Consider the following 24944-nt stretch of genomic DNA (forward strand, 5'->3'; position numbering starts at 1 on the left):
ACCTTGCCGGGGCGGGTGTTGAGCACGATGCCGAACAGGATCGGGTACCAGAACAGTCGCGACCACTCGATCACCCGGCGGTCGGTCAGAAACTCTTTCAGGTAGCGGCGCATCGAGGTGTATTCGGTGCCATCAGGGGTGCCGAGATTGACCAGCAGCACTCCAATGCCGCCGTGTTTGATATTGGGGTGACTGGCAGGTTTTTTGAGCATCACATCCTTCTTCATTTATCAACCCAATCAAATACGCATGGAATGCGGGATGGATCAGCGGCGACTGAAAATTCTGAAGCGACCAGGGAAAGCGTTCTTGATTGAAAGCTCCGATACTGGAAGCGGAACACAGCGACCGTTCATCTTTCGACATTCGCCTGCGGCTCCCCGCGAAACCTTGACGAACATAACATGAACATCTAAAGTCGCGTCATGACACCTATGGCACTTGGAAAGAAGCTGGCGATCCTATCGGACGCAGCCAAGTACGACGCCTCATGCGCCTCGAGCGGTGGCGAGAAGCGAGATTCACGCAAAGGAGGAATAGGATCTTCTGGTGGGAGCGGTATTTGCCATGCCTACACGCCAGATGGGCGATGCATATCGCTATTAAAGATCCTGATGACGAACTTCTGCATCTTCGACTGTGCCTATTGCATCAATCGCGTCAGTTCCAATGTCGAGCGCGCGCGGTTTAGCGTCGAAGAAGTGGTATCATTGACGCTCGAGTTTTACCGACGCAACTACATTGAAGGCTTGTTTCTCTCCTCCGGTATCATCCGCTCGCCTGACCAGACCATGGCCGATATGGTCCGCATTGCCCGAACGCTGAGAGAAGTCCACGGTTTTAAAGGCTACATTCACCTCAAGACCATCCCCGACGCACAGGCTGAGCTCATTCGTGAGGCCGGCCTTTGGGCCGACCGGTTGTCAATAAATGTCGAACTGCCAGAGGATTCGAGCGTAAGGAAGTTCGCGCCGGAGAAGCGGCCGGAAACCATTCGTGCCGCCATGGCACAGGTTCGGCTGGAAGGTGAAGCCGCGCAAGACAAGACCCACACCGGCCGCAAGCCGCAACGCTTTGCCCCTGCCGGCCAGAGCACGCAGATGATTGTCGGCGCTGATGGCGCCGACGATACCGCCATCCTGTCCTGCGCAACCCGGCTTTATAGCGGCTACAAGCTGCGGCGCGTTTACTATTCGGCGTTCTCACCGATCCCGGACGCTTCCTCTGCGCTTCCCCTGGTTCAGCCACCGCTTGTTCGGGAGCACCGGCTCTATCAGGCCGACTGGCTTCTGCGATTTTATGGCTTTACGACCGACGAGATCGCGACCGGCACGCAAGGAGGCTTTCTGGATCTGGAGCTCGATCCGAAGACGGCATGGGCGCTGCAGAACCGGCAATTCTTTCCGGTCGACGTCAACCTCGCCTCCCGCGATACGCTTCTGCGCGTGCCGGGATTTGGGACGCGCGTGGTCGATCGCATCATCACCGCGCGACGCAACCGCCGCCTCCGTGTCGAGGATCTTGCTCGAATGGGAGCGCTGACACGCAAGGCCCGCCCCTTCGTTGCCCTGCCCGGCTGGAGCCCCGGCGGTTTGACGGACAGCGGCGATCTGCGCGCGCGCGTGGCGCCCCCGCCAAAGCAACTTCAGCTTCTATGACTTACGGGGTCTCACTTCCGGACAAGGGAACTTTTGATGCCTGGCGAAATGCCGCCAGGCGCGCTATCAGCCACCGGATCGCCCCCGACCAAATTGACTGGAATAGCGCGGGCGGCCTATTCGACAGGGCCTTTCTCCCGGAGACTCCAGGCGAGCACGCAGCACGCGTTCCTCAAGCCTTCATGACTTTGGCGCAGTCCGTGATCTGGCATTCAGCACCAGAACGCTTGGCGCTCCTTTATCGCGCGCTTTGGCGCCTCGACAGGCGCGAGGGCGAGCCGCTCTCGCCCGCCGATCCGCTCGGTCGCAAACTGTCGCTTATGCAGAAATCCGTCGCACGGGACATTCACAAGATGCATGCATTCGTTCGCTTCCGCGAAATCTCAGCAGAGGGTCCGCGTCGACGCGTTGCCGCCTGGTTTGAGCCGACGCACAATACGCTGGAGCCGGGAAGCGCTTTCTTTGCCCGCCGGTTCGGCGACATGGATTGGATGATTGCGACGCCGCGCTTGACCGCCCTTTTTGTTGACGGCGCGTTGACCTTTGATCAGGGTGGCACGAAACCAGACCTGCCGGAGGATGCGGCCGAGAAACTTTGGGCAGCCTATTTCGTCAACATCTTCAATCCGGCCCGCATCAAGCTCGACGCCATGCAGTCGGAGATGCCGAAGAAATACTGGCACAACCTGCCGGAAACGCGCCTGATCCCCGAGATGCTCGCCGCAGCGGAAGCACGGGTGCAAAAGATGCGCGAGGCAGGCATCTCCGCGCCGCGAACGGGCGCAGCCGCGGTGTCCGAGCGCTATCGGGCTTCAATGCCGCAGCCGCCCGAGCAAATTGACACCCTGGAGGAGGCATCGAAGGCCGCGGCACAATGTCGGCGTTGCGACCTGTGCGAATCCGCGACGCAGACCGTCTGGGGTGAAGGTGCCGCTGACGCGCAGCTCATGATCGTCGGCGAACAGCCTGGCGACCGGGAAGATATCGAGGGCCGCCCGTTTACGGGGCCGGCCGGGCAGTTGCTTCGGGCATTGCTTTCCGACGCCGGTATAGACGCAAGGACGCTGTGGCTGACGAACGCCGTCAAGCATTTCAAGTTCAGCCCACGTGGCAAGCGGCGTCTGCACCGCAATCCGGACCGCGGCGAAATTGCTCATTGTCGCGGGTGGCTGGGACTGGAACTGACCCTTGTCAAACCGAAGTTGACGGTGGCGCTTGGCGCCTCCGCGGCCTTCGCCCTCACAGGCGACAACCGTCCAATTGCGGAGCGGCGGGGGGAGATTGAAACCGGTCTTCACGGCGGCCCCGTCCTCGTGACATGGCATCCTTCCTATATTCTGCGTGCAGGCGACCCAGCAGCCGCCACGATCGCCCGAGATGATTTGGCGCGTGACCTGGCCAAGGCCATAGCAGTTATCTATGAAAGAGGAGTGGAGCAACTCAACCAGAGATCGTACGGAGTTACCAAATATGCACCCTCCGGCCGTACGAGGGGATGGCGAGAGTGAAAGAGAGGCACGTACTGCTTGGCCGCTTGGCGCTTCCCAGCCTACCCTACTCTTGAGGATCTATCGGCCGGAGCTTCCATGATGCCCAGGTGCTTGGTGACCAGGACTGAAAGGCGTCCGATCGAGGGGTGGAGTTTCTTGCATTGGATTAGAAGCCTTCTAATATGTACTCAGGTTTTAGGGACTGGGGCATGGTGAGAAGTCTGACGGTTACGGTGTCCAGAGCCGCGACGTTTGTCATTGCGGCAATGTTTGCGGCGCTTGTCGTGCTACTGAGCCTGTGGTTATACGAGAGCTACCATGCCGCGATACGGCGGACCGAAGAGCGCGCAATTGCCGCCTCGAAAATCGTATCCACGAACGCCTCATGGATAAACGCGCTCTCGGCACAGACACTTCAACGAATTGATGACGCTCTTGGACCGACGCTGGGCATTGCCACGGATGACGTCAAGAACATCAACGAGGCGGTTTCTAATCTTCCGGGACAAGTTCAGGCCTACGTCGTCGACCGGAATGGCCGGACACTTCTGTCCACCGATCCCGATATTAAGCCCATCGACATAAGGGACCGCGAATACTTCGCCGCCGTCGAAAAGGGAGCGAAAACTTTCGTTTCCGGTCTTCTGGTCAGCAGACTCAACGATCAGCAGATATTCGTGTTCAGCCGGCGCCTGGAACGGAACGGCGTGTTCGTCGGCGCTGCAATGGTGTCGTTCCAAGGGAGCGACCTGCTGAAGGATGTTTGGGAGGCCGTCTCTCTCGGCACGAATTCGACTATCAGCATGATCCGCAAGGACGGAGAACTCGTCGCACGCTACCCCGCCCCCGACGGTCCGTTGAACATGAGCAAGTACGTATTGTTTACCGACTATCTTCCCTCCTCGCCCAACGGGACTTACGAGGCAATATCTCCAGCGGACGGCGAGCACCGTATGGTCGCCTATCGGGTTGTTGAGGGAACGGAAATCGTTGCGCTCGCGTCGGCTGACTACCGTGTCGGGCTGGTCCCCTTCCGCAATGACGTCTTCATCGCGATCGCCGTTATGGCACTTGCTGCCGCTTCATCGCTTGCCGCAGGAGGATGGGTCAGGCACCTCGTTAAGCGCGATGTGAAGAAATCCGCCGAACTTGAGGCCGCACTTGAGGACAATCGCCTTCTGCTGCGCGAAATCCATCATCGGGTCAAAAACAACTTTCAGGCTGTGCAGGGCGTCATCCGCATGCAGCTACTGCCGCCCGAGGCACAGAAGTCGCTCTTTGACCGGATCGGCGCCATGATCGCGGTCCATGAGCAAATATATGATCGCGACCAGTTCAACGCCCTGTCCGCCCGTGATCTTATCCCGTCGATCGTGGACAAACTCGTCAGCGCCTATTCTGACAACGTATCCGTACGGTACGATATCGGTGAGTTTGACCTGACACCCGAACAGGCCACGGCCGTCGCGCTCTTGGTGAACGAGGTCGTGACAAACAGTCTTAAATACGCGTTTCCGGACGGCCGCCCAGGGAAGCTCGAGATAGCGTTCCACAAAGTGTCTTCGCGCCGCTCCCTGCTTACCATCTGCGACAACGGCGTGGGCTTCGACACATCGACTGTGCGCAAAGGCATGGGCAGCCGTATCATTCGCGGGGTCGTAAGTCAGTTGCGCGGTTCATTCGAATACAAGTCAACAGAAGGCACGCACTTTATCGCGCAAGTCGAGCTCGGTCTAACAGACTGAGGAGCAACCTCGTTAAGACTGTTTGCGTGACCTCATAAGATGCCGTGTGCGCCCCCATTTCGGAAAACCTTGAAAACACAAAACGCGCGGATAGATACCTATCATCTGCAATCCGTTGTTTGGGTGGCCAGCAACAGCCGACCTGGATGAGCAAAATGGCCGACGAAAACCACCTTCGTGACGCCCGTGATGCGGGCGACCGCCTATTAGCTTCACACCCATCTGAAGATCCATTCGCGGCTGCGTTCAAGGCCACACGCATGCCGATGCTAATTACCGATCCAAGGCAGGACGATAATCCCATCATCTTCGCGAACCGCGCCTTCACCGAGTTGACGGGCTACAGTCAGAATGAGTTGGTCGGCCGGAACTGTCGCATTCTCCAAGGGCCGGACACGGACAAAGCGGCGATCGCTAAGATCAGGGATGCCATTTCAGAAGCGCGCGATGTCTCGGTCGACATCCTCAATTACCGTAAGGACGGTGGCAGCTTCTGGAACGCGCTGTTTGTCAGTCCCGTCCGCGATCAGGCCGGCGCAGTGATCTACTTCTTCGCGTCGCAACTCGACTTCACGAGCACCAAAAGCAAAGAAGCCGAGCTGGCCAAGGCGCGCCAGCTTGCGGAAGAGGAAGTCTCAAGTCGCACTGCGGAGCTCATGGAAGCGCTGCGCGTGAAAACTGCCCTTGTCCACGAGGTCGATCACAGGGTTAAAAACAACCTTCTGACAATCGCCTCGATCATCAGATTGCAAATGCGGATGACCAGCAACGCTACGGTCGCACAGACACTTAAATCAATACTCGACCGCGTCGAGGCTCTGAGTGCCGCGCAAAGGAAGCTTCTCAATGATAACCGCGTTGGTCAGTTCGATGTGGCCGATTTCGGTCGAGACCTGATTACCGAAATCGTGGGTTCTCTGAAAAGGCCAGACATCATCTTAACTACGGACCTTCATTCTGTGACAGTCTCGGCGTCGAAAGCTTCGGCCCTCGCCCTTATCGTTAACGAACTCGTTGGTGATGCAGTCCGACGCGGCCTCAGTGATGGCGGGGGCGAAATACACCTCGAAATCCGAAGGCTCAACGGACACTTGCTCATACGAGTCCTGGACACGGTCACACCCGTCGAGGTCGACAAAGAACAAGAGTCCTTCAGCCGCGCCATGCTTGACGCCTCGATCAGGCAGCTAAGGGCAACCAGCGAGCGAGAGGTTTCCGGTCACCGCACGGAAGTTCGTGTAACGCTGCCGGTAGGAGATTAGGAAGGGCCGATATTTGCGAACCCTGATTGTCGAAGACGAAATGCTCCTGGCCCTGCAACTTGAACATGAGGTCGAGTCCAGCGGTTACAGGGTTATAGGCCTGGCAAGCGATGAAAGCGAAGCGATTGCGCTCGTCGAGCGAGAACAACCAGAGTTCGCTTTCGTCGATATCCACCTGCGCGATGGTCCGACTGGTATTGATATCGGTCGATACTTGGCCTCGAGGGGCATCCCCTTCGTTTTTGTCTCAGGCAACCTTAAACGAATTCCGGCGGACTTCGCGGGTGCACTCGGCGCTATCGAGAAACCTTACTCGGCCAACGGCCTACAAAACGCTCTGTCGTATCTGCGGGCGGTGTTATCTGGAGAGGATCTGCCACCACCTCCCTCAAGCCTGACAATCTTTCAATAAAGCATCTCCGGAGTAGCGCCGGCGCCGTCGATTATCTCACACCACTTGCTCTGATCGCATGCCTGTGCCCATCTCAAGTGCCGAGCAGCTGGTGTGTTTCGGCGACAGCGCCGCTCGCCCGCTCAGACCCTTACTGCACCGCCGGAACGTTCTGCCGGCCGAACTGGCTCTTATGCAGTCTTATCCGAGCCGCGGAACGCGGGCCTGCGCTTCGCTTGGACGCAGTCTGGTACGAGCCGCAAACGTCAGGCCAGCTTGAACGCGCCACTCGCCCCGCAGATGCTTACGGGGCGAGACATTCCTCGCATATGCCACAACCATCGACGTCCATACGTGAGGCTGGGAACTGCTTTTGACAACACTGACACGTCAAAGTGCTCCGAGCGTCCCGCTTTACGGGCGCAGGCGGGATGATTTCGATCACGCGATCGGTAGGGAGTTTTCGTGCCATCTGGTCCATCTCGAGGCTCCATGTCGAGGGTGGAATCTGAGATAGGAAGTGCTGAGGCTTGTACAAGATAATCCTCTCAAAGAGTCTTCGCTGACGCTTTCATCGGTCGTCCCTCGTTGAAAGGCCGATGGCTTCGACAACCAATCGCTTGTCTAACACCCGGCCGCTTCCGTTGCTCGGTCCGTCGAACCATCCATCGCGGCAGATTCAGCATGGTTCATTTCATCAAATGTCACGCGGTCAGATCAATTGAGAGAGTACATTTTGGACGGCCACACAGCTGGTCACGGAAGCGAGCCCGGGAGGTATACAGATCCGCTCTGGGGCGTGACGTCTTGTTCCCCATCGCAAGCACCACGTCCGGATGATTACCGTATTGCAGTTCAGCGACGAGGACCTTCTGATGTGCCCACAACTCCCGCATCTCGTGGACGTCGGTCGACGTTCCGAGCCACTCGACGATCCAGCCAGTTTCATTTCGAACCGGCGCGGCTCGGGAACCAGCGGTACTCGTCGAACCGTACACGACAGATGGGTGGCTCAAACTCAAGAGGTCCCTTGCTTGGGACTGACCTATCGATCAAGCAGAGCCGTCAATCGATGTGAGACGGGTGCAGCCACCCACTCTCGCCGGCCCTCTCTGCTCGAACGACCTGTCGCTTGCTGAGGGCTGGAACCAGTTATTCCCCAACGCGGTTTGACAAGCGGCGACGGATACAGCTCTGCTCTGCAACCGAAGTCGCCCCGTCCAGCTGCTGTAGGGGCGAGGTAAGGAATCGTGCAGAGGTGCCCAAAAGCCACTCCGCTCGTACGAGGGTTCTGACTGGCTTCTACGGAGGTTGATTTCTCGTCTCCTACCCGGTCGCGTCGGCGACCGGGTCGATGACCCTCGTCTCTCACATGCCACTCCTGCGGCTAAAGCAGTCTGGCGCACGAGCGGCCTCGAGAAGTGGGGAGTCGGGCGCTTCGGGTTGCCCGGATTATCACATTCTAAATTGGGGAATGGTGGCCACCAGCATCGGGTTTGGCGCCGAACGGCCGCTCGGCATCTGTCGACATTCCAGCGTCTCGGCAGGCCTCAACGAACGCTTCGCGGGCGATGGCAACCGGCGTCATTCGGTTAAGCGCCCGACGACATGTTTGAACCGCCCTATTGTGCTTGCGGCCTCTATAAATAGTCCATTCGCCTTCCAGGAAATCGAGAACGTCGTTGACAGACGCAAATACCTGCCGCGTGCCGTCCTTCATCTGAACCGAGATGGGTGCCATGAGCAGTAGTTCGGGATTAAGCATGGTGATCTCCCTTCGCCTTGATGCCATACAAAGACTTTTCAACGGCCGTGCCAGGCACGGTGCCGATCTCAAAAGCCGGCGGCGCAGATGGGATGCTCGCATCCATCGCTGGCGCTAGAAGATGGTGCCTTTCGGCGAAGGCGACAAAAAGGCCGCGCACAGTCTCTGCTTCAACCTCTCCCCGTAATGCAGCCAGACAGGCCTTGATCGCCACCGAATGCACCGCATCCCCCGACGGGGCTGGCCAATCGACGAGGAGACGATAAGCGTCCATCACGGAGCGGATTTCGCCGGGGAAACCAAGGCCAACAAGGATGCTAACCGGCCGCTCGAACATATCGGGTTTCATCGTGCTCTCCTTTCCAACCCGGAATGCCGATGGGCGCCTTGAAACCGGCGCCCAATTTACGTCAGCTACGCGGCATTCGATGCTTCGATTTGCATCTGAGCTTTTGACTGCTCAACCGCCGCAGCTGTTTCGATCGCGATTTTGCGTGGCTTCATCTCCTCCGGGATTTCCCGCACGAGATCGATCTCTAGAAGGCCGTTGTTCAGATCCGCGCCCATCACTCGGACGTGGTCGGCAAGCTCGAACCGATGCTCGAACGGTCGGCCGGCGATCCCGCGATGCAGATAGGCTTCGGAAGAGGTCTCCTGCTTCTTGCCGACGACCGTCAAAAGATTGGTTTGAAATGTGATATCGAGATCGTCGCGAGCAAAGCCGGCCACCGCAATCGAGATCCGGTAGCTATCGTCACCGGTCTTGGCAATGTCGTAGGGAGGCCAATCACTGATCGAACGAGCGCGCTGCGCGTTTTCGAGCAAATGGAAGAGCCGGTCGAACCCGACAGTCGAACGGAACAGTGGTGCGTAGTCGTAAGTTGTTGCCATAACCATATCCTCCTTGAGCAACATGGGTACGGAAGCGCCGAAAGACGACGCTTCCAGCAAGGCCAGCCCTACACGAGCGGCTGGCGGCAAGCGATTTGGTTAGGATGGACCGCAGTTTCAAGGGCCTATAACAAAAAAAATCGCGTGCGCGTTTCGACGTTTTTAAACGACTGCATCTGCAGACTCAAAACCCCAACAGAGGGCTCAGTTCAGTCGGAACTCGCCATCCACGCGTCGCCATTCATTCGGGCCGATCAGATGGTGATGCGTATAGCGAACGGAATGCAGCGGACCGTCAAGATTGGCTTGCCAGAAATCGAGGAATTTCTGCATCTCAGGAAACTCGGGAGCAAGATCATAATCCTGCCAGATATAGGTCTGCAGAACGGACCTGAAATCGGGAATGCGGTAAAGGATATGCGCGGTGGTCAGTCCGTAGCCGTTTATTTGACGCTCGAAATCCGATGAATATCGCATGTTTCATCTCCGTTGCCTCAACAAGCGCCAAGGTGGCGCAAATTGTTCGCGGTCATCGACGAAATTCTAAACGGCAAGGAGGCTTTGTTGTTCCTTTACAGCATGTTAGCAGCCGCACGATGCGAGTGCTGATTTTTTTGATTTCACCCCTTGAATTCGAAAAATTGTGAAACCAGATGATTTGCGCAAGACGCTCATTCGAGGTTTTGCACCCGTCCGGACTGTCCGGTCCGGTGATGGGGGAACAACGTCAATAGTGTTTGTCCATTGGAGGAAAACATGTCTTTCCGACCGCTGCATGATCGCATTCTCGTCCGCCGGGTTGACTCAGAAGAGAAAACCAGGGGCGGCATCATCATTCCTGATACGGCAAAGGAAAAACCCCAGGAGGGACAAGTCGTTTCCGTCGGACCTGGCGCACGCAATGAAGCGGGCCAAGTCCAGGCGCTCGACGTCAAAGCAGGCGACCGTATTCTGTTCGGCAAGTGGTCAGGAACCGAGATCAAGATCAATGCGGAAGACCTGCTGATCATGAAAGAAAGCGACGTCCTGGGTGTCCTCGAGGCCCAAGTCGAGCGCAAGCAGGCAGCTTGAGCCAACCACACCATAAATCCATCAGTCAAATAGCTGCCTATTGAGGAGTTAAGGAAATGGCTGCGAAAGAAGTCAAGTTTCATACCGATGCCCGTGAACGCATGCTGCGTGGGGTCGATGTTCTTGCCAATGCCGTCAAGGTGACGCTCGGCCCAAAGGGGCGCAATGTCGTTATCGACAAGTCTTTTGGCGCCCCTCGCATCACCAAGGACGGTGTCTCGGTCGCCAAGGAAATCGAGCTGGAAGACAAGTTCGAGAATATGGGCGCGCAGATGCTGCGCGAAGTCGCCTCCAAAACCAACGATCTCGCCGGTGACGGGACGACTACGGCCACTGTGCTTGCGCAAGCGATCGTCAAGGAAGGCGCGAAGGCCGTTGCTTCGGGCATGAATCCTATGGATCTGAAGCGGGGCATCGACCTTGCGGTTGACGCGATAGTGAGGGAACTCAAGACAAACGCCCGCAAGATCTCCAATAATTCGGAGATCGCCCAGGTCGGCACCATCTCGGCCAACGGCGACGAGGAGATCGGCCGCTACCTGGCTGAGGCGATGCAGAAGGTGGGCAATGAAGGTGTCATCACCGTCGAGGAGGCCAAGACTGCAGAGACTGAACTCGAAGTCGTTGAGGGCATGCAGTTCGACCGCGGCTATCTCAGCCCGTATTTCGTAACCAATGCGGACAAGATGCGGACCGAGTTTGACGATCCCTACATCCTGATCCACGAAAAGAAGCTTTCCAACCTTCAGGCCATGCTGCCCGTTCTCGAAGCGGTGGTGCAATCCAGCAAGCCGCTGCTCATCATCGCTGAAGATGTGGAGGGCGAAGCGCTAGCGACGCTGGTCGTCAACAAGTTGCGCGGCGGCTTGAAGATTGCAGCGGTCAAAGCGCCGGGCTTCGGCGATCGCCGCAAAGCCATGCTTGAAGATATCGCCGTTCTCACCGGCGGCACGGTTGTCTCCGACGACGTCGGTATCAAGCTTGAGAACGTCACCCTCGACATGCTCGGTCGGGCAAAGAAAGTTGCGATCGAGAAGGAGAACACAACGATCATCGACGGCGTTGGCGCCAAAGCTGATATCGACGGCCGTGTCGCACAGATCCGCGCCCAGATCGAAGAAACCACGTCCGACTACGATCGCGAGAAGCTCCAGGAGCGTCTGGCCAAACTCGCCGGCGGTGTTGCTGTCATTCGAGTGGGCGGGTCGACTGAGGTAGAGGTGAAGGAAAAGAAAGACCGCGTCGACGATGCGCTGCATGCCACCCGAGCGGCCGTTGAGGAAGGTATTCTTCCGGGCGGCGGTGTCGCGCTGCTGAGGGCCGTCAAGGCGCTCGACGATCTGCCTTCGGCCAATCGAGACCAAAAGGTTGGGATCGAGATCGTTCGACGTGCGGTCGAGGCCCCGGTTCGCCAGATCGCTGAGAATGCTGGCGCAGAAGGCTCAATCATCGTCGGCAAGCTACGCGAGAAGACGGACTTCTCCTACGGCTGGAACGCCCAGACCGGAGAATACGGTGATCTTTACACCCAGGGCGTGATCGACCCGGCGAAGGTCGTGCGCACAGCGCTCCAGGATGCTGCCTCGGTCGCTGGCCTCCTGGTAACTACCGAGGCGATGATTGCAGAAAAGCCGAAGAAGGACGCCGCGCCAGCACTACCGGCCGGCCCTGGCATGGACTTCTAAAGCGATGGTTCAGGCCCGTTCTCACGGGAGCGGGCCTGACGACTCCACCGATCGGCCCCGCCGGCTGGTCCACAGGTTGGTGGTGCCGCAGCTATTAAGTGAGGTAGAAATGCAAATGAAGATGTTTGACCGGCCACTTTACCTGCGTGAAAGGAAGGATCTGATCCTCGAAATCACAAACCTAGACGATGCGATCGATTTCCTTGAGGAGTGGTCCAAAGGAGACCGTGACATCATTCACGACGCAACCCTGAAGACGTGCTACCTCGCCCACGACGGACATAAGCCCCTTCAGGTGGCGCGAGACGCACTGCGCGCCTTCGCGAAGAAGAAGGGTATACTCGTGAAAACTCCCGCGGTTGCGCCGTGGATGATCAAAGCAAAGTCCGGCGGCGGGCGACTCTCGCCTTAAACCAACCTTCCCGCGAGAGGCTGCGAGGCCCGCTGGCGTCTAGCACGGACGCTTTTTCCCGAATTAAGGATATGGCCGTCGGACGGTTTGCTGTCCGGCGGCGGAGGAAGCGTCAGGCTGAACGGGTAACCTGCAGGCTTCGGGGTGGAGAGCAGATGGTTTGCCCGGGTCCCTTGTTTGGCGCGCGGGATCTCAGCGAGCCTAGTCTAGAGGCGACGACGCTTTACCCAGCTTCACCGACGGTTCTCGGGCCCAGACGCGCAGCTTGCCGAGCGTCGAGACGAAATCGGATATTCCCTTTTCGCCTGGAAGCTCGATTGTACCCTCATCGAGGCCATCGGCGATCCCGGCTTTTTCGATCAACGGCATCGCCGAGGGGTCGTAGCCGATGAACTTGCAATGCTGGAAGGCGTCCGCCACGAAATCGCGGGCGGTGGCTTCCTTTACGAGGTCGTCGATGGCGTCAGCCGAAGTCAGCAGGACGACGGCGTCGAACAGCACGGAGGGACCGCCATCGATCATGTGATGTGCTTCTATCCAGGTCCCGTCCGAGGCCGTAGCGCCCCCGACCTTCGGAGCGACAAGTTCGCAGGCCCCCTTTTCCTTGGCGACCGCCGCCGTCAGGCCGTTTAACAACGCTGCATCCAGACCGTCGGTGATCAGGATGCCGAGCTTGCGGCCCTCAAAGCTTTTCGGTCCGCGTTCCACGATGCTGAGCGCTGGGGACGGTTCAAGATCCTGCCGTGTTGGCATGGCCGCATCAGCCGGGCTTGGCATCGAATGGAAGCCGAGCTTCTGGGCAACGGCGGTTGCTAGCGTTTCGTCGATATTGAGGAGATGGGACACCATCCGTTCGCGGATAGCCGGCGTTTCGACCTTGCTCAGCTCGAATGTCAGCGCGGCCGCTATGTGGCGTTGCTCGGGAGCGGTCTGGCTGATGTAGAATTGGCGAGCCTGGCTGTAGTGGTCGGCAAAGCTCTCCGGCCGTAGCCGCGCCTTCGTCCCTGTCTCTTCGGCGGGGAAATGCCGGTAGCCGCTCATCGGCGATTCCCGTGGCCCCTCCGCAAAGGAGTTCGGCTGGTAGTTCACTCTACCGATCGGATTGCGCATAGCCATGTGGCCATCCTGCTGGAAATGCGCGAAGGGACACTTCGGCGCATTAATCGGAAGATGGGTAAAATTGGGACTGCCGAGACGTTTCAGCTGCGTATCGAGATAGGAGAAGTTACGCCCCTGTAGGAGAGGATCGTTACTGAAATCGATGCCAGGCGGAACGTTCTGCGTCATGAATGCTACCTGCTCGGTCTCGGCAAAGAAGTTGTCCGGCATGCGATCAAGGACGAGCCGTCCAATCGGCTGGGGCGCCAGGACCTCCTCGGGAATGATTTTCGTCGGATCAAGCACGTCGAAATCAAAGCTGTCTGCAAATTCCTGATCGAAAAGCTGAACCTGCAATTCCCATTCCGGGAAATTGCCCGACTGTATTGCCTGCCAAAGATCGCGGCGGTGAAAATCCGGGTCGGCGCCATTGATCTTCACCGCCTCGTTCCAGGCTACCGACTGGAGGCCCAGCTTCGGCTTCCAGTGAAACTTAACGAAGGTCGACTCGTCCTTTGCATTGACGAGGCGGAAGGTGTGAACGCCAAACCCTTCCATGAACCGGAACGAGCGGGGGATCGCGCGATCCGACATCACCCACATGATCATGTGCATGCTTTCCGGCGTGAGGCTGATGAAGTCCCAGAATGTATCGTGGGCAGATTGCGCCTGGGGAAAGGCGCGGTCCGGCTCCGGCTTCACCGCGTGAATAATATCGGGAAACTTGATTGCATCCTGGATGAAGAAGACAGGAATGTTATTGCCTACCAGGTCCCAGTTGCCCTCCTTGGTGTAGATTTTTACCGCGAAACCGCGGACGTCGCGGGCAAGATCAAACGACCCCTTGCTGCCGGCAACTGTGGAAAAGCGGACGAACGCCGGTGTCTTCTCACCTGCTCGTTGAAAAACATCAGCCCGGGTATAGGCGGCGAGCGACTCGTAGGTTTCGAAATAGCCGTGCGCTCCATAGCCTCGAGCGTGGACTACCCGCTCGGGGATGCGCTCATGGTCAAAGTGGAAAATCTTTTCACGGAAATGAAAGTCGTCAATCACAAGCGGACCGCGTGGCCCAACGCGCAGGGAGTTTTGGTCGTCGGCAACGGGGCCGCCCTGAGCGGTGGTCAGGACGGGCGTATCGTCTTCCGCGATCTGGTGAAGCTCGCCTCCTTCCCCGCGGCGCACCTTTTGATCATGGATCGTCACAGTTTCCCGCTGCTTCAAGGTCGACTTTTCTTGAGATTTCTTGGCCATGGGGCGAACTCCGTTGTTTCGAATTGATTGGCCGGGGGACTACGCGGAGAGTGCGCACTTGCCTGTGCCGGAATGAAAAAGCCGCCGTTCACGGCGGCTTCTCCATGTCGAGTTGGACTACTCGGCGGCCTGCTTGGACGCCTTTAAGTTTGCCGCAGCTTCGCCCAGTGCCGTCAGCTTTTGATCGGTGGCGATCTCCTCCTGGAGATTGGCGTCGAGCAGTGGAACGGCTTCATCGAGACCAAGCTGGGCGGCCCACGATTTGAGCGTCCCATAGCGGGCAATTTCATAGTGTTCGACCGCCTGGGCCGACGAGATGAGGCCGGCATCGAGGGCGGGACTGTCACGGTACTCTTCCATGATTTCTTCGCCTTCGGCGAGGATGCCTTGGATGGCTTCACATGTCTTACCCCGCAGAGGTTTTCCGATAATCTCAAAAACCTGCCCCAGCCGCTCGATTTGACCTTCGGTCTCGTCCCGGTGCTTGAGGAAGCCAGCTTTGCCTTCTTCAGACCGCGCAGCCCGTGCCATCTTTGGGAGCGCCTTGAGGATTTGCTTTTCCGCGAAATAGATGTCCATGAGGGTATCGTGGAAGAGATCGCTCAGGACTTTCGTCTTGGTAGCCATTTGGTGGCCTTTCTCTCATTTCGAGTTGAACTACATCAGTTCACTCTTTGAACAGTTCACAGGTGAGGGTCACCAAGTCATCAATCCGCATGACCTCAGACCACACCAAACGTTGTGGCGCCGGCTATGTTCCGGTTTCTGTGAAAAGGAGCGTCGAAAACTCGCAGTGCCAAAGATCGGCGACGCAGTGAACTCATTCTTTCTTTCTGCAGGATGCCTTTTTCCTTCTGACGATCCCGTGTTCAGGGACGTTTGAAGTTCGGCTTTCGTGAGCAGAATCGGCGCCACCAATTGGAACTGATTGACACCGGTGGTCCTGAATAGATGGGTTGGGAAATTTAAGTTGGCCAAAACTGGAACAAACCGTGTGCTCGGCGGTTCCAAGCCGAGACTATTAGATTCCTGACAAATACAACTCCGTTTCCCCAAACGCGGTGGTCGTCAAGACGTTCGCGACTGTAGATGTGCGAAGTGAGTAATGCGAAAGATTGTCGTCATCAGTGATTTCCAGGACGGCTGGCCACCGGTTTCAACAGTCCCGACTAAGTCAGAGCGCTTGGCGGCCTGGGCATCGACTTTCGCGGATGATTTGGCTGCTCGGCCAACCGCAGAAGACAATGTCGAGGTAAAGGGTAGCTATCTCGAACGAATGCCAATTGCCTGCGTAGCCGATGGCCTAGTCGATCGGGCGGAGATCTGGAGCCATTGGCTGGCCAGCGGCCCCCCACCAACGGTAAGAGAAAGCTCCTTCCTGACACGGCGCTCGTTCCACCTCGACGGTAACACCCCTCCGTTTTCGTCGGACGACATGCTTGCTCATATCGAGATCTATGGCGCTCCGGATATTCTCTGTGTCTGGGGCCTAGGGGTCGATGAGGAAATCCTGCAGGCTTGTAGAAACAGCTTCAAGATCTATAACTCGATCGACGCGCCGGCGTTGCGGGTCCCTTTCGCCACGAGCCGCCACTTCGATCTGATCCTGACCGGATCAGAAGAGCAGAGCCGCGAGGTCGAGGCGTGTCACCCGGGCAAACGCACCGCGGTCCTTCCGATCGGTCCGGAATTTGCAGCACCGTCGATGTTCTACCCAATCGAGGGGGCCAAGCCTTACGACATAATTTATGTAGCCGCCGCGCAAGCCTATAAGCGTCACGATGTCCTGTTTCACGCGCTCGCCAAGATGCCGAAGTCCGTGCGCGCACTTTGCGTTTTCGGCTACGGCGATCGATCGGATCAGTTGCGTCAACACGCGGCGGAATTGCAGATTGATGTCGACTTTGTCGGACCTCCAGGCGTCTCCTTCGCGGAGGTCAACAGGTTGATGAATCTCGCTCGCATGGGCGTGGTGTGCGGGGTCGATGACGGGGCCCCGGCGGTCCTCACCGAATACATGCTCGCAGGTTTGCCTGTACTTGCCAACGCCGAACTGCGATGCGGCCAGCAATACATAACCCCGCAGACCGGCGCGACCGCAACGTCGGACGAGTTTCATATTGCTATTGCCCAGATGTTGTCTCGGCTTACCGACTTTAGTCCGCGCGACGCAGTCCTCCGATCTTGGACTTGGCCACACTCCATCAAGAAACTTCGCCAGCTCATTCGAGCCGAACAGTCAGCAAACAAGGAGGCGCGCGTCAAATGAAGTTGTTCGGGCCTACGAACATCTCAGCGCGGAATGAGTATGGATGTTCTAACCGCAGATCCGAAGAAAAAAGAGAGTTCTTCTAATGCTCGCGCGCCGGTGATTTGTTTTTCACACCTGCGGTGGGATTATGTCGTGCAGCGGCCACAACACCTCATGAAGCGGTTTGCTCGCGACCGACACGTCTACTTCTTTGAAGAGTTTATTCCGACAGACCACCATCTGGCCTATCTGGAAATCCATCCTTTCGCGGGCACGACCGTAAAATCCGTTAGGCCCCGAATTCCCAGGGAATGGACCGAGGCACAACGAAACACGGGTTTGGCCGGATTGCTCGACGAGCTTCTGGACCTTGTTGGTCATCCCAAGCCAGTCCTGTGGTTCTACACACCAATGATGTTTCCATTTGCCCGGCATGTCGATGCGGCCGCAATTGTTTATGATTGCATGGACGAACTTGCCAACTTCAGATTCGCGCCGGCAAATATGGTGAAACTGGAGCGTGAGCTGATGCATCGGGCTGATGTGGTCTTCACAGGTGGCCATAGCCTCTACGACGCCAAGCGCCTCCTGCATGACAACATTCATCCCTTTCCCTCCAGCGTGGATGTGGGGCACTTTCGGTCGGCACGAACGGTGCCGATCAGCCCACCGGACCAAGCGGATCTTGCTGGCCCTGTCCTCGGTTTTTGCGGAGTCATCGATGAGCGTCTTGATCTGGAACTGATAAGCGTCTTGGCGGCACGACGGCCGTCCTGGTCAATCGTTCTCATTGGTCCGGTGGCCAAGATCAGGGAGGAGGATCTTCCTCGCGCACCCAACATCCACTACCTCGGCCAGAAGGACTACAAGGTCCTGCCTGCCTATTTCTCTGGGTGGAACGTGGCTCTAATGCCGTTTGCCATGAATGAGGCCACCCGGTTTATCAGCCCGACAAAGACCCCGGAATACCTGGCAGCCGGGCTTGCCGTGGTCACTACGCCGGTTGTCGACGTCGTGCGTCAATACAAAGACATCAGCGGGGTCTTCTTTGCATCCGATGCGAGCGAATTCGTTGAGGCATGCGAAGCCGCAATGAATTTAAAGCCCCGGTCAGGAAAATGGCTGAAAGGCGTCGATGAATTTCTGTCGACGGTCTCATGGGATGAGACTCACCGGAAAATGGACGGATTGGTGCAGGAAGCGGCTGAAACAAATCTGCGCTCGATATCGCCCCTTTCGCGAAAACCGCCAAAAATGAGATCTAAGCGCCGTGCTTATGATTTTTTGATTGTCGGCGCCGGTTTTGCTGGGGCAGTCCTTGCCGAGAGGCTGGCAAACAAAGGCAAGCACAATGTGCTCGTCTGCGATCGGCGATCCCACATCGCAGGCAATGCGTACGATTTCTACAACGAACATGGCGTTCTTGTTCATAAATATGGCCCGCACATCTTCCACACCAACAGCGAAATGATCTTCGACTATCTTTCGCGCTTTACCGCGTGGAGGCCATACGAACATCGCGTGCTTGCTGATGTAGAGGGCAAGCTCTTGCCGATACCGATCAATCGCACAACCCTCAATGGGCTGTACGGACTTGATTTGAAGGACGACGACGCGGCTGCCCAGTACCTCGCCTCCAAGGCGGAGCCGATGGACCGGGTGCGCACTTCGAAGGACGTCGTTATCGCGCAGGTCGGATTGGATTTGTACCGGACATTTTTCGAGGGCTATACGCGCAAGCAATGGGGACTGGATCCTTCTCAACTCGACAAGGCAGTTAGCGCCCGCATTCCTACTCGCACGAACACCGACGATCGCTACTTCCAGGACACCTTCCAGGCGATGCCAAAGGAGGGCTACACGAAGATGTTTGAGAATATGCTGGATAGCGATCGCATCGATATTCGGCTCAACACCGACTTTAGAGATGTCCGGGATGAGTTCCCCGGCACGCATATCATCTTCACCGGACCGATCGACGAGTTCTTCAACTATCAGTTTGGTCGGCTTCCTTACCGGTGCCTGCGGTTCGAACACACGACCTACGACCAGCGGCGAATTTTGCCCGTCGGGGTCGTGAATTTTCCCTCTGAAGAGATTCCTTACACGAGAGTGACCGAATTCAAGCACATCACCGGGCAAGTCCATCCCAAGACGAGTGTGTGTCACGAGTACGCGTGTTCAGCCGGAGACCCTTACTATCCGATCCCAAGGCCCGAAAATCAGGAGCTCTACAACCAGTACGCGCTTCTTGCACGCTCGCGCAGCGATGTGACCTTCGTCGGACGACTGGCGAGCTACCGCTACTACAACATGGACCAGGTTGTGGGTCAGGCACTTTCGACTTTCAAGCGATTTGCGGCCAGGGACACGGCGGACCATAGCTTGGGTGTTCGATGAGCCCTCTCATGAAGCCAAAACAAAAGCTCGTCATTGCGACCGATAGCTGCGATGCATCGGGCATGGGTGCCCACATGCTTATTCTCGGCGAGGGGTTGAGCGAACACTTTGAAGTTACGATGGTGTTGCCGCGAGGATGCGAGGGCAACCTTGCTTCGAAAGCCTTCGCACTCGGCTTGGCGGTCAAAGAGTTCGACGACATCGCCGAGTGCGGCTTGTGGCTGAAATCGGTCGATGCCGATCTTATTCATGTTCACGCAGGCATCGGCTGGGAAGGCCATGGGCTCGCACACGCCGGAAAAGTCGCAGGTGTTCCGGTTATCAGAACGGAGCATTTGCCGTTTCTCCTCACCGAAGGAGAACAGAAGGCGGCGTTCTTCGAGGGCCTTGGCTTCGTCGAGCGACTGGTTGTCGTCTCCCCCGCGGCGCGGTCGACTTTCCCGAATGAGAGCGTCGATCCAAACAAGATCACGGTTGTCCGAAACGGAATTCCACCGCTTCGCGATGGCATCGAGGTGCGGTCTGAGTGGGGTTCCCAACGATCAAACACCCTTATATCGATTGCGCGCTTCACACGGCAGAAGGACCACCTGACCTTGGTCAGGGCGATGCCTCGCGTCCTGCAACAATTCCCCAATGCTGTGCTGCTACTGGTGGGTACGGGTCCTGAAGTCGGCAATGTGAAGGATTTGGTCGCAGAGCTCGGACTTGAACGCGCTGTGTTGTTTGCAGGGCAGCGCAACGACATAGCCTCGCTGCTGGCATCGGCGGACGTTTTCGTTCTCTCATCGCTGTTCGAAGGGCTGCCGCTGGCGGTTCTTGAGGCGATGTCGGTGGGGGTCCCTGTCGTTGCGACTGCGATCGGAGGCACGATTGACGCTCTTGGAGACGAGCATCCCTTCCTTGTCGAGCCCAGCAATCCTGAAGGGCTTGCTGAGGGGATTATCTCCGTCCTAGCCGATCCGGCAGGGGCAGCTCGCACGGGAGAGGCGCAGCGACGAAGGTTCAAGCAACAATTCACCGCAGCCCGGATGGTCGAGGAGACCGCAGAAATCTACCGATCCGTTCTCCATTCAGCGGTCGCCAACGAAAGAGAGCATCGAACCATGAAACGCACGCGCATCGGTTTTATTGGAGTGGGCGGGATCGCGTCCCGCCATCTCGATATTTTGGCGGAATTCGACGACGTGCAACTCGTAGGCTTTGCCGATCCCGCCATCGAACGGGCCCAGCATGCGGCAGGCCGATTTGGCGCCAGAGCCTTTACTTCCTCTGCCCAGATGCTGGGCGAACTGGAACTGGATGCCGCCTATATCTGTGTCCCCCCATTTGCGCATGGCGATGTCGAGCGAGAGCTCATTTCGGCTCGGATTCCATTTTTTGTCGAGAAGCCAATCAGCCTGCATCTCGATCTTGCCAGGGAGCTCGCCGCGGGCATTGCTGCGGCCGGCCTGATTACCGCGGTGGGCTATCACTGGCGATACCTCGACACCGTCGAGGAAGCGCGCCGATGCCTGGCTGAGAACCCTGCGCAACTTGTTTCGGGCTACTGGCTCGATCAGACTCCACCCCCGAAGTGGTGGTGGAAAAAGGAGACATCAGGCGGGCAAACCGTCGAACAGACGACCCATATCGTCGATCTCGCCCGTTATCTTGTCGGCGATATCGTCCGGGTATTCGGCCAGACGACGCATAGAAAAAGGGATGACTTTCCTGATCTCGATGTTGCCACTTCGAGCACGGCCAGCTTTTTATTCGCAACAGGTGCAATCGGAAACATTGCGTCCACGTGTGCCTTGAAGTGGGGGCATCACATGGGATTGAACCTCTTTGCCGATGGCTTGGCGATTGAACTGACAGACCATGACAGCATGGTGGATGTCGGGGCGGGGAGGCCGGTGCGCCGGGCCGACGGAGACCCGGTGCGGCTGGAGGATCGCGACTTCGTCGATGCGGTGCGGGGCCGCGAAAATCGCATTCGTTGCCCTTACCATGAGGCGCTCGCGACCCACCGCATTGCTTTAGCTCTGAGCAAGTCTGCCGAAACCGGCCAGCCGATCGACCTCCACAACTTTTAGGAATTGTGCCGATGTTCAGCCGCACCATAAGATCCCTCGGCGTCGAGCGCCCTGGCAAAATGTACTTCCTGGAATATGAGGAAGAGGCGCCAGCCGACGGTCACGTACAGCTCGACACACTCTTTACCGGGTTTTCGGCCGGGACCGAGTTAACGTTCCTCAAAAACACCAATCCCTACTTTCATTCGCGCTTCGATCGCGAGCGGGGGGTTTTCATAGAGAACGAACCTGACCTGTCATATCCCGTTCCCTTTCTAGGCTACATGGAGGTGGCGCGGGTCGCAGACACAAACGCCGCCGGCTACGCAACAAACGATATCGTCGCTGCAACCTACGCCCACAAGACCGGCCATGTAGCCGACCCGTTTTGCGACCTTCTCGTCCCACTTCCCACCACGATCGATCCGCTGCTTGGCATCTTCGTCGCACAAATGGGCCCGATAGCTGCCAATGGCATTCTCCATGCCGATGCCGATGCGTTCGGAACGGCACTGCCCTTCCTGGGGTGCGGTGTCGTCGGTCGACGCGTATTGGTTATCGGAGCTGGGACCGTAGGCTTGCTCACAGCGCTCTTTGCCAAGACCCTTGGGGCTTGCCAGGTCGTCGTCGCGGATCCGTCACAGTTCCGCCGAGAAAAGGCAGAGGCGATGGGCATTCAGGCAATGTCAGAGGAACACGCCTGGCAACACGCGAAGACGCACTGGCACGACGGCGCTGCAAGCCGCGGAGCCGATATCGTGTTTCAGACCCGGGCCCATTCGGAAAGCCTTAACGTCGCACTCAAGGCCGTACGACCCCAGGGGAGCGTGATTGACCTGGCATTTTATCAGGGTGGAGCTGACAGGCTGAGATTGGGTGAGGAGTTCCACCACAATGGCCTTAACATACGCTGCGCGCAGATCAATCGTGTTCCACGCGGTCTTTCATCGCATTGGAGCCAACGCCGGCTTGCGGGCGAAACAATCGACCTGTTGGCCCGTGAGGGCGAACTGATCAAACAGCACATGATCACCCATGTGATCCCCTTCGAGGATGCTCCGGAGTTTCTTTCGGATCTGCTGCAGCGGAGGTTTGAGTTCTTGCAGATCGTCTTCAAGGTGGGGCCATGACGGGATCATGCCGCCCCAAGACCGTCCTCTTCGTCTTCGGCTGGTTGGTGGTGGGAGGAGAGGAAACCGAGGTTCGTCTTCTTGCGGCCAATATCGACCGTTCGCGCTACAAAATCGATGTGGTCGCATGTTTGCACAAGGACGGCATGCCCGCGCAGACGCATCAGCAGCTGCGGGCTTTGGGCATCGAAGTGGACACTGCGCCCTATTCTATGTCGCTCGAAGAGACCGTTGCCTATCTCGCCGACAAAATTCCTTCTTATGACGTGGTGGTTTCATGTCAGAATGTTGCAGACATTTACCCGGCACTTGAACGGCTGCACATTCGCCCGCCGTTGATCGAGCATGGTGGCCTGGTCCTGGAAGCTTTGAGCGGACCGAAACATTTGACCAGTCGCTATGTGGGTGTCTGTCGCTCCATTCGCGACGCCGCCGCGTCTCGAATGCCTGGGCGGGAATGTGATGCCCGAGAGATCCCATCGATGGTCGATCTCAAGGAGTTCGAGCCGAGCCGGCGGTCTGCAACGCGCCGGCAACTTGGCATCTACGACGACACGATCCTGGTCGGCTGGGTAGGGCGTCTTGATGCAAAAAAGAACGTCGAGACCTTCATCGAGGCGGCCGCGATTATTCACGCACAAGATCACACCATGCGCTTTGTGATCGTGGGGGGACCAGATGCATTCATGCCCGAATATGCGCAGCATCTGAAGGCTCTGTGTGGCAAGCTTGGATTGGATGCCGTCTTGAGCTTCCTGGGTGACCGGGTCGACGTGGCGGACCTGCTTGCAGCGTTCGACGTGTTCGTCTGGCTTTCGCGGGACGAGGGCATGCCCCATGTCATTTCTGAGGCTGGGGCCGCCTGCCTTCCGGTCATTGCAACGGCCGACAACGGTTCACGACAACAGATCAAACATGGCCTTTCTGGCTATTTTGTCGGACATGACGATCCACTAGCAGTGGCAGAGGCCGTCACAATGCTTGCCGGATCGCCGGAGTTGCGCGCCAGCTTCGGTCTACAGTTGCGTTTGCATGTAGAGAAGACCTACAGCGTCGAAGCGGTGGTTCCGCAGTGGCAGGCGCTTTTTGACGAAGTCCTTGAGGAAAGGACGCCGTGCGCTCCGACCGGACTGTTCCAGTCTTTCTTCCAAGGAGGCTTTGAATGTTCCACCCACCGCGTCCGACCAAGGGATGGGGTGGGCCGGGGTCGGCGCCTGGATATGATAGCCTCGACAAAACACGAACAATATGCGGAAAATGATTACCGTCAGCTGGCGAGCCATCATATCCGCAGCGTACGGGATGGTTTTCGCTGGCATTTGGTCGAGCAACTGCCCGGAACCTATGACTGGAGCAGTGTTTTACCGTTAATACGCGCAGCGCGCACCACCGGAACGCAGGTCATCTGGGATCTTATGCACTACGGCTGGCCCGATGATATCGATATATGGTCGCCTGAATTTGTAAGACGGTTTGCGCGTTTTGCGGGGGCTGCCGCAAAACTCCTGCGAAGCGAAATCGCCGCCCCGCCGTTCTTCGTGCCTGTCAACGAAATCTCTTTCTTTTCATGGGCGGGTGGAGACGCTGCTTACCTCAACCCTTGGGCAGGGCGCAGGGGCTTTGAGCTCAAGGTGCAGCTTGCGCGCGCCTCGATCGCGGCGATGGATGCTATTCTTGAGGTCGAGCCTCGGGCCCGATTTGTCCACTGCGAGCCGGCCATCAATGTTTTGGCCGATCCCGAGCGACCAGGCGATCGACTTGCTGCTGAAGGCCATCGATTGGCACAATACCAAGCCTGGGACATGATTTCGGGACGCTTGTGGCCCCAGTTGGGAGGCGCGGAAAAGTATCTCGATATCATCGGCGTCAACTACTACCACAACAACCAGTGGATCCACGGCGGCCCGACTATCGACGTCGAACACCCTCTCTACAAACCATTGCGCAAAATTCTTGTCGAAACCTACGCTCGATATGGCAGGCCAATGCTGATCGCAGAGACGGGTACTGAAGGCGATCGCCGGTCCGATTGGCTGGCATATGTCGGCGAAGAAGTCAGGGCTGCCATGATGTGGGGAGTGCCTATAGAGGCAGTATGTCTTTATCCTATTGCCAATCATGCGGGCTGGGATGACGGTCGCCCTTGCGACAATGGCCTTTTGTCAGCTGAACCAACGCCACCTTTTCGCAATGTTTACAGGCCGTTGGCGGATCAGTTGTTCCATCAGGTCAAAACGTTCGAGGCATTTCTTCAAGAAATCAAAAACAAACATGATGCTCCGCCCCGGAGTTCGCGTGCTTCACGGATGTAATGGCGCGAAGGTGGATAGGTGTTTGGAAAGCAGGGACCAAATCCCGTCTCGAGACTTTCTGACCAAGGAAAACGG

At 57.5% G+C, this 24944-nt stretch carries 17 protein-coding genes and 2 pseudogenes; 12 read left to right on the forward strand and 7 right to left on the reverse strand.

Annotated elements, in window-relative coordinates:
* The coding region (locus tag BLU15_RS30145) for a ferrochelatase (RefSeq protein WP_176960397.1) at positions 1-227 on the reverse strand (227 nt) is incomplete at its 3' end.
* A 207-nt stretch (positions 228-434) separates the two neighbouring features.
* Here BLU15_RS30145 and BLU15_RS30150 point away from each other — a divergent pair.
* The 5 genes from BLU15_RS30150 (at position 435) to BLU15_RS30170 (ending at position 6567) form a co-directional block, all read left to right on the forward strand.
* Positions 435-1658, forward strand: a complete 1224-nt coding sequence (locus BLU15_RS30150; protein ID WP_176960402.1) for a putative DNA modification/repair radical SAM protein — start codon at positions 435-437, stop codon at positions 1656-1658.
* Complete coding sequence (locus BLU15_RS30155; RefSeq protein ID WP_090300492.1) at positions 1655-3166, forward strand: UdgX family uracil-DNA binding protein; 1512 nt, start codon at positions 1655-1657, stop codon at positions 3164-3166. Before BLU15_RS30150 ends, BLU15_RS30155 begins: the two co-directional genes overlap by 4 nt.
* 191 nt (positions 3167-3357) lie before the next feature.
* On the forward strand, positions 3358-4893 hold the full coding sequence (locus BLU15_RS30160) for a sensor histidine kinase (protein ID WP_176960398.1): 1536 nt from the start codon (positions 3358-3360) through the stop codon (positions 4891-4893).
* Between the two features lie 155 nt (positions 4894-5048).
* Positions 5049-6155: a PAS domain-containing protein gene (locus BLU15_RS30165; RefSeq protein WP_034799995.1), complete on the forward strand. Its 1107-nt coding sequence runs from the start codon at positions 5049-5051 to the stop codon at positions 6153-6155.
* Positions 6156-6168: 13 nt separating this feature from the next.
* Positions 6169-6567: a response regulator gene (locus tag BLU15_RS30170; protein WP_060520793.1), complete on the forward strand. Its 399-nt coding sequence runs from the start codon at positions 6169-6171 to the stop codon at positions 6565-6567.
* A gap of 1441 nt (positions 6568-8008) precedes the next feature.
* On the opposite strand, the gene BLU15_RS30180 is transcribed toward BLU15_RS30170, so the two are convergent.
* The 4 genes and pseudogenes from BLU15_RS30180 to BLU15_RS30195 form a co-directional block, all read right to left on the reverse strand.
* Positions 8009-8311, reverse strand: a complete 303-nt coding sequence (locus tag BLU15_RS30180; RefSeq protein ID WP_034800027.1) for a DUF982 domain-containing protein — start codon at positions 8309-8311, stop codon at positions 8009-8011.
* Positions 8312-8411: 100 nt separating this feature from the next.
* A pseudogene (locus tag BLU15_RS30185) lies at positions 8412-8660 on the reverse strand (DUF982 domain-containing protein); the annotation flags it as partial.
* A gap of 65 nt (positions 8661-8725) precedes the next feature.
* On the reverse strand, positions 8726-9202 hold the full coding sequence (locus BLU15_RS30190; RefSeq protein WP_060645038.1) for an Hsp20 family protein: 477 nt from the start codon (positions 9200-9202) through the stop codon (positions 8726-8728).
* Positions 9203-9406: 204 nt separating this feature from the next.
* Positions 9407-9679: an usg protein gene (locus BLU15_RS30195; RefSeq protein ID WP_090300497.1), complete on the reverse strand. Its 273-nt coding sequence runs from the start codon at positions 9677-9679 to the stop codon at positions 9407-9409.
* Positions 9680-9958: 279 nt separating this feature from the next.
* On the opposite strand from BLU15_RS30195, the gene BLU15_RS30200 reads away from it, so the two are divergent.
* The 3 genes from BLU15_RS30200 (at position 9959) to BLU15_RS30210 (ending at position 12370) form a co-directional block, all read left to right on the forward strand.
* A complete protein-coding gene (locus BLU15_RS30200; RefSeq protein ID WP_090300499.1) occupies positions 9959-10273 on the forward strand; it encodes a co-chaperone GroES in 315 nt (104 codons plus the stop codon).
* 56 nt (positions 10274-10329) lie between these two features.
* Positions 10330-11958 (forward strand): chaperonin GroEL, encoded by a 1629-nt coding sequence (gene groL / locus BLU15_RS30205; RefSeq protein WP_034800000.1) that lies wholly within the window; start codon positions 10330-10332, stop codon positions 11956-11958.
* Positions 11959-12067: 109 nt separating this feature from the next.
* A complete protein-coding gene (locus tag BLU15_RS30210) occupies positions 12068-12370 on the forward strand; it encodes a DUF982 domain-containing protein (RefSeq protein WP_034800001.1) in 303 nt (100 codons plus the stop codon).
* A gap of 201 nt (positions 12371-12571) precedes the next feature.
* Here the strand turns inward: BLU15_RS30210 and catE are convergent, their stop codons facing one another.
* Both catE and BLU15_RS30220 read right to left on the reverse strand, forming a co-directional pair.
* Positions 12572-14719: a catalase gene (gene catE, locus BLU15_RS30215; protein WP_090300503.1), complete on the reverse strand. Its 2148-nt coding sequence runs from the start codon at positions 14717-14719 to the stop codon at positions 12572-12574.
* Positions 14720-14836: 117 nt separating this feature from the next.
* A complete protein-coding gene (locus tag BLU15_RS30220) occupies positions 14837-15346 on the reverse strand; it encodes a YciE/YciF ferroxidase family protein (protein ID WP_034800002.1) in 510 nt (169 codons plus the stop codon).
* A 478-nt stretch (positions 15347-15824) separates the two neighbouring features.
* Between BLU15_RS30220 and BLU15_RS30225 the strand changes: the two genes are divergently transcribed.
* The 4 genes and pseudogenes from BLU15_RS30225 to BLU15_RS30240 all read left to right on the forward strand — a co-directional run bounded on the left by BLU15_RS30225 (position 15825) and on the right by BLU15_RS30240 (position 24869).
* Positions 15825-16988 carry a glycosyltransferase gene (locus BLU15_RS30225; protein WP_176960399.1) on the forward strand — a complete coding sequence of 388 codons (1164 nt, stop codon included), beginning with the start codon at positions 15825-15827 and terminating at the stop codon, positions 16986-16988.
* Positions 16989-17027: 39 nt separating this feature from the next.
* The gene (gene glf / locus BLU15_RS30230) at positions 17028-19370 is read left to right on the forward strand and encodes a UDP-galactopyranose mutase (RefSeq protein ID WP_090300609.1); all 2343 of its coding nucleotides are present in this window, start codon (positions 17028-17030) and stop codon (positions 19368-19370) included.
* Positions 19371-19378: 8 nt separating this feature from the next.
* Positions 19379-22557, forward strand: a pseudogene (locus tag BLU15_RS30235) (glycosyltransferase).
* Complete coding sequence (locus tag BLU15_RS30240; RefSeq protein ID WP_090300505.1) at positions 22554-24869, forward strand: glycosyltransferase family 4 protein; 2316 nt, start codon at positions 22554-22556, stop codon at positions 24867-24869. The pseudogene BLU15_RS30235 and the gene BLU15_RS30240 overlap by 4 nt, the downstream one beginning before the upstream one ends.
* Positions 24870-24944 lie beyond the last annotated feature (75 nt).

The organism is Ensifer sp. YR511, assembly GCF_900103045.1.
In the GTDB taxonomy this organism is placed as follows: Bacteria; Pseudomonadota; Alphaproteobacteria; order Rhizobiales; family Rhizobiaceae; genus Ensifer; species Ensifer adhaerens.

Coding starts and splice junctions, on each gene's coding strand:
- BLU15_RS30150 (WP_176960402.1), top strand. CDS start 435: ATGGCACTTGGAAAGAAGCTGGCGATCCTATCGGACGCAGCCAAGTAC.
- BLU15_RS30155 (WP_090300492.1), top strand. CDS start 1,655: ATGACTTACGGGGTCTCACTTCCGGACAAGGGAACTTTTGATGCCTGG.
- BLU15_RS30160 (WP_176960398.1), top strand. CDS start 3,358: ATGGTGAGAAGTCTGACGGTTACGGTGTCCAGAGCCGCGACGTTTGTC.
- BLU15_RS30165 (WP_034799995.1), top strand. CDS start 5,049: ATGGCCGACGAAAACCACCTTCGTGACGCCCGTGATGCGGGCGACCGC.
- BLU15_RS30180 (WP_034800027.1), bottom strand. CDS start 8,311: ATGCTTAATCCCGAACTACTGCTCATGGCACCCATCTCGGTTCAGATG.
- BLU15_RS30190 (WP_060645038.1), bottom strand. CDS start 9,202: ATGGCAACAACTTACGACTACGCACCACTGTTCCGTTCGACTGTCGGG.
- BLU15_RS30195 (WP_090300497.1), bottom strand. CDS start 9,679: ATGCGATATTCATCGGATTTCGAGCGTCAAATAAACGGCTACGGACTG.
- BLU15_RS30200 (WP_090300499.1), top strand. CDS start 9,959: ATGTCTTTCCGACCGCTGCATGATCGCATTCTCGTCCGCCGGGTTGAC.
- groL (WP_034800000.1), top strand. CDS start 10,330: ATGGCTGCGAAAGAAGTCAAGTTTCATACCGATGCCCGTGAACGCATG.
- BLU15_RS30210 (WP_034800001.1), top strand. CDS start 12,068: ATGCAAATGAAGATGTTTGACCGGCCACTTTACCTGCGTGAAAGGAAG.
- catE (WP_090300503.1), bottom strand. CDS start 14,719: ATGGCCAAGAAATCTCAAGAAAAGTCGACCTTGAAGCAGCGGGAAACT.
- BLU15_RS30220 (WP_034800002.1), bottom strand. CDS start 15,346: ATGGCTACCAAGACGAAAGTCCTGAGCGATCTCTTCCACGATACCCTC.
- BLU15_RS30225 (WP_176960399.1), top strand. CDS start 15,825: ATGCGAAAGATTGTCGTCATCAGTGATTTCCAGGACGGCTGGCCACCG.
- glf (WP_090300609.1), top strand. CDS start 17,028: ATGGATGTTCTAACCGCAGATCCGAAGAAAAAAGAGAGTTCTTCTAAT.
- BLU15_RS30240 (WP_090300505.1), top strand. CDS start 22,554: ATGACGGGATCATGCCGCCCCAAGACCGTCCTCTTCGTCTTCGGCTGG.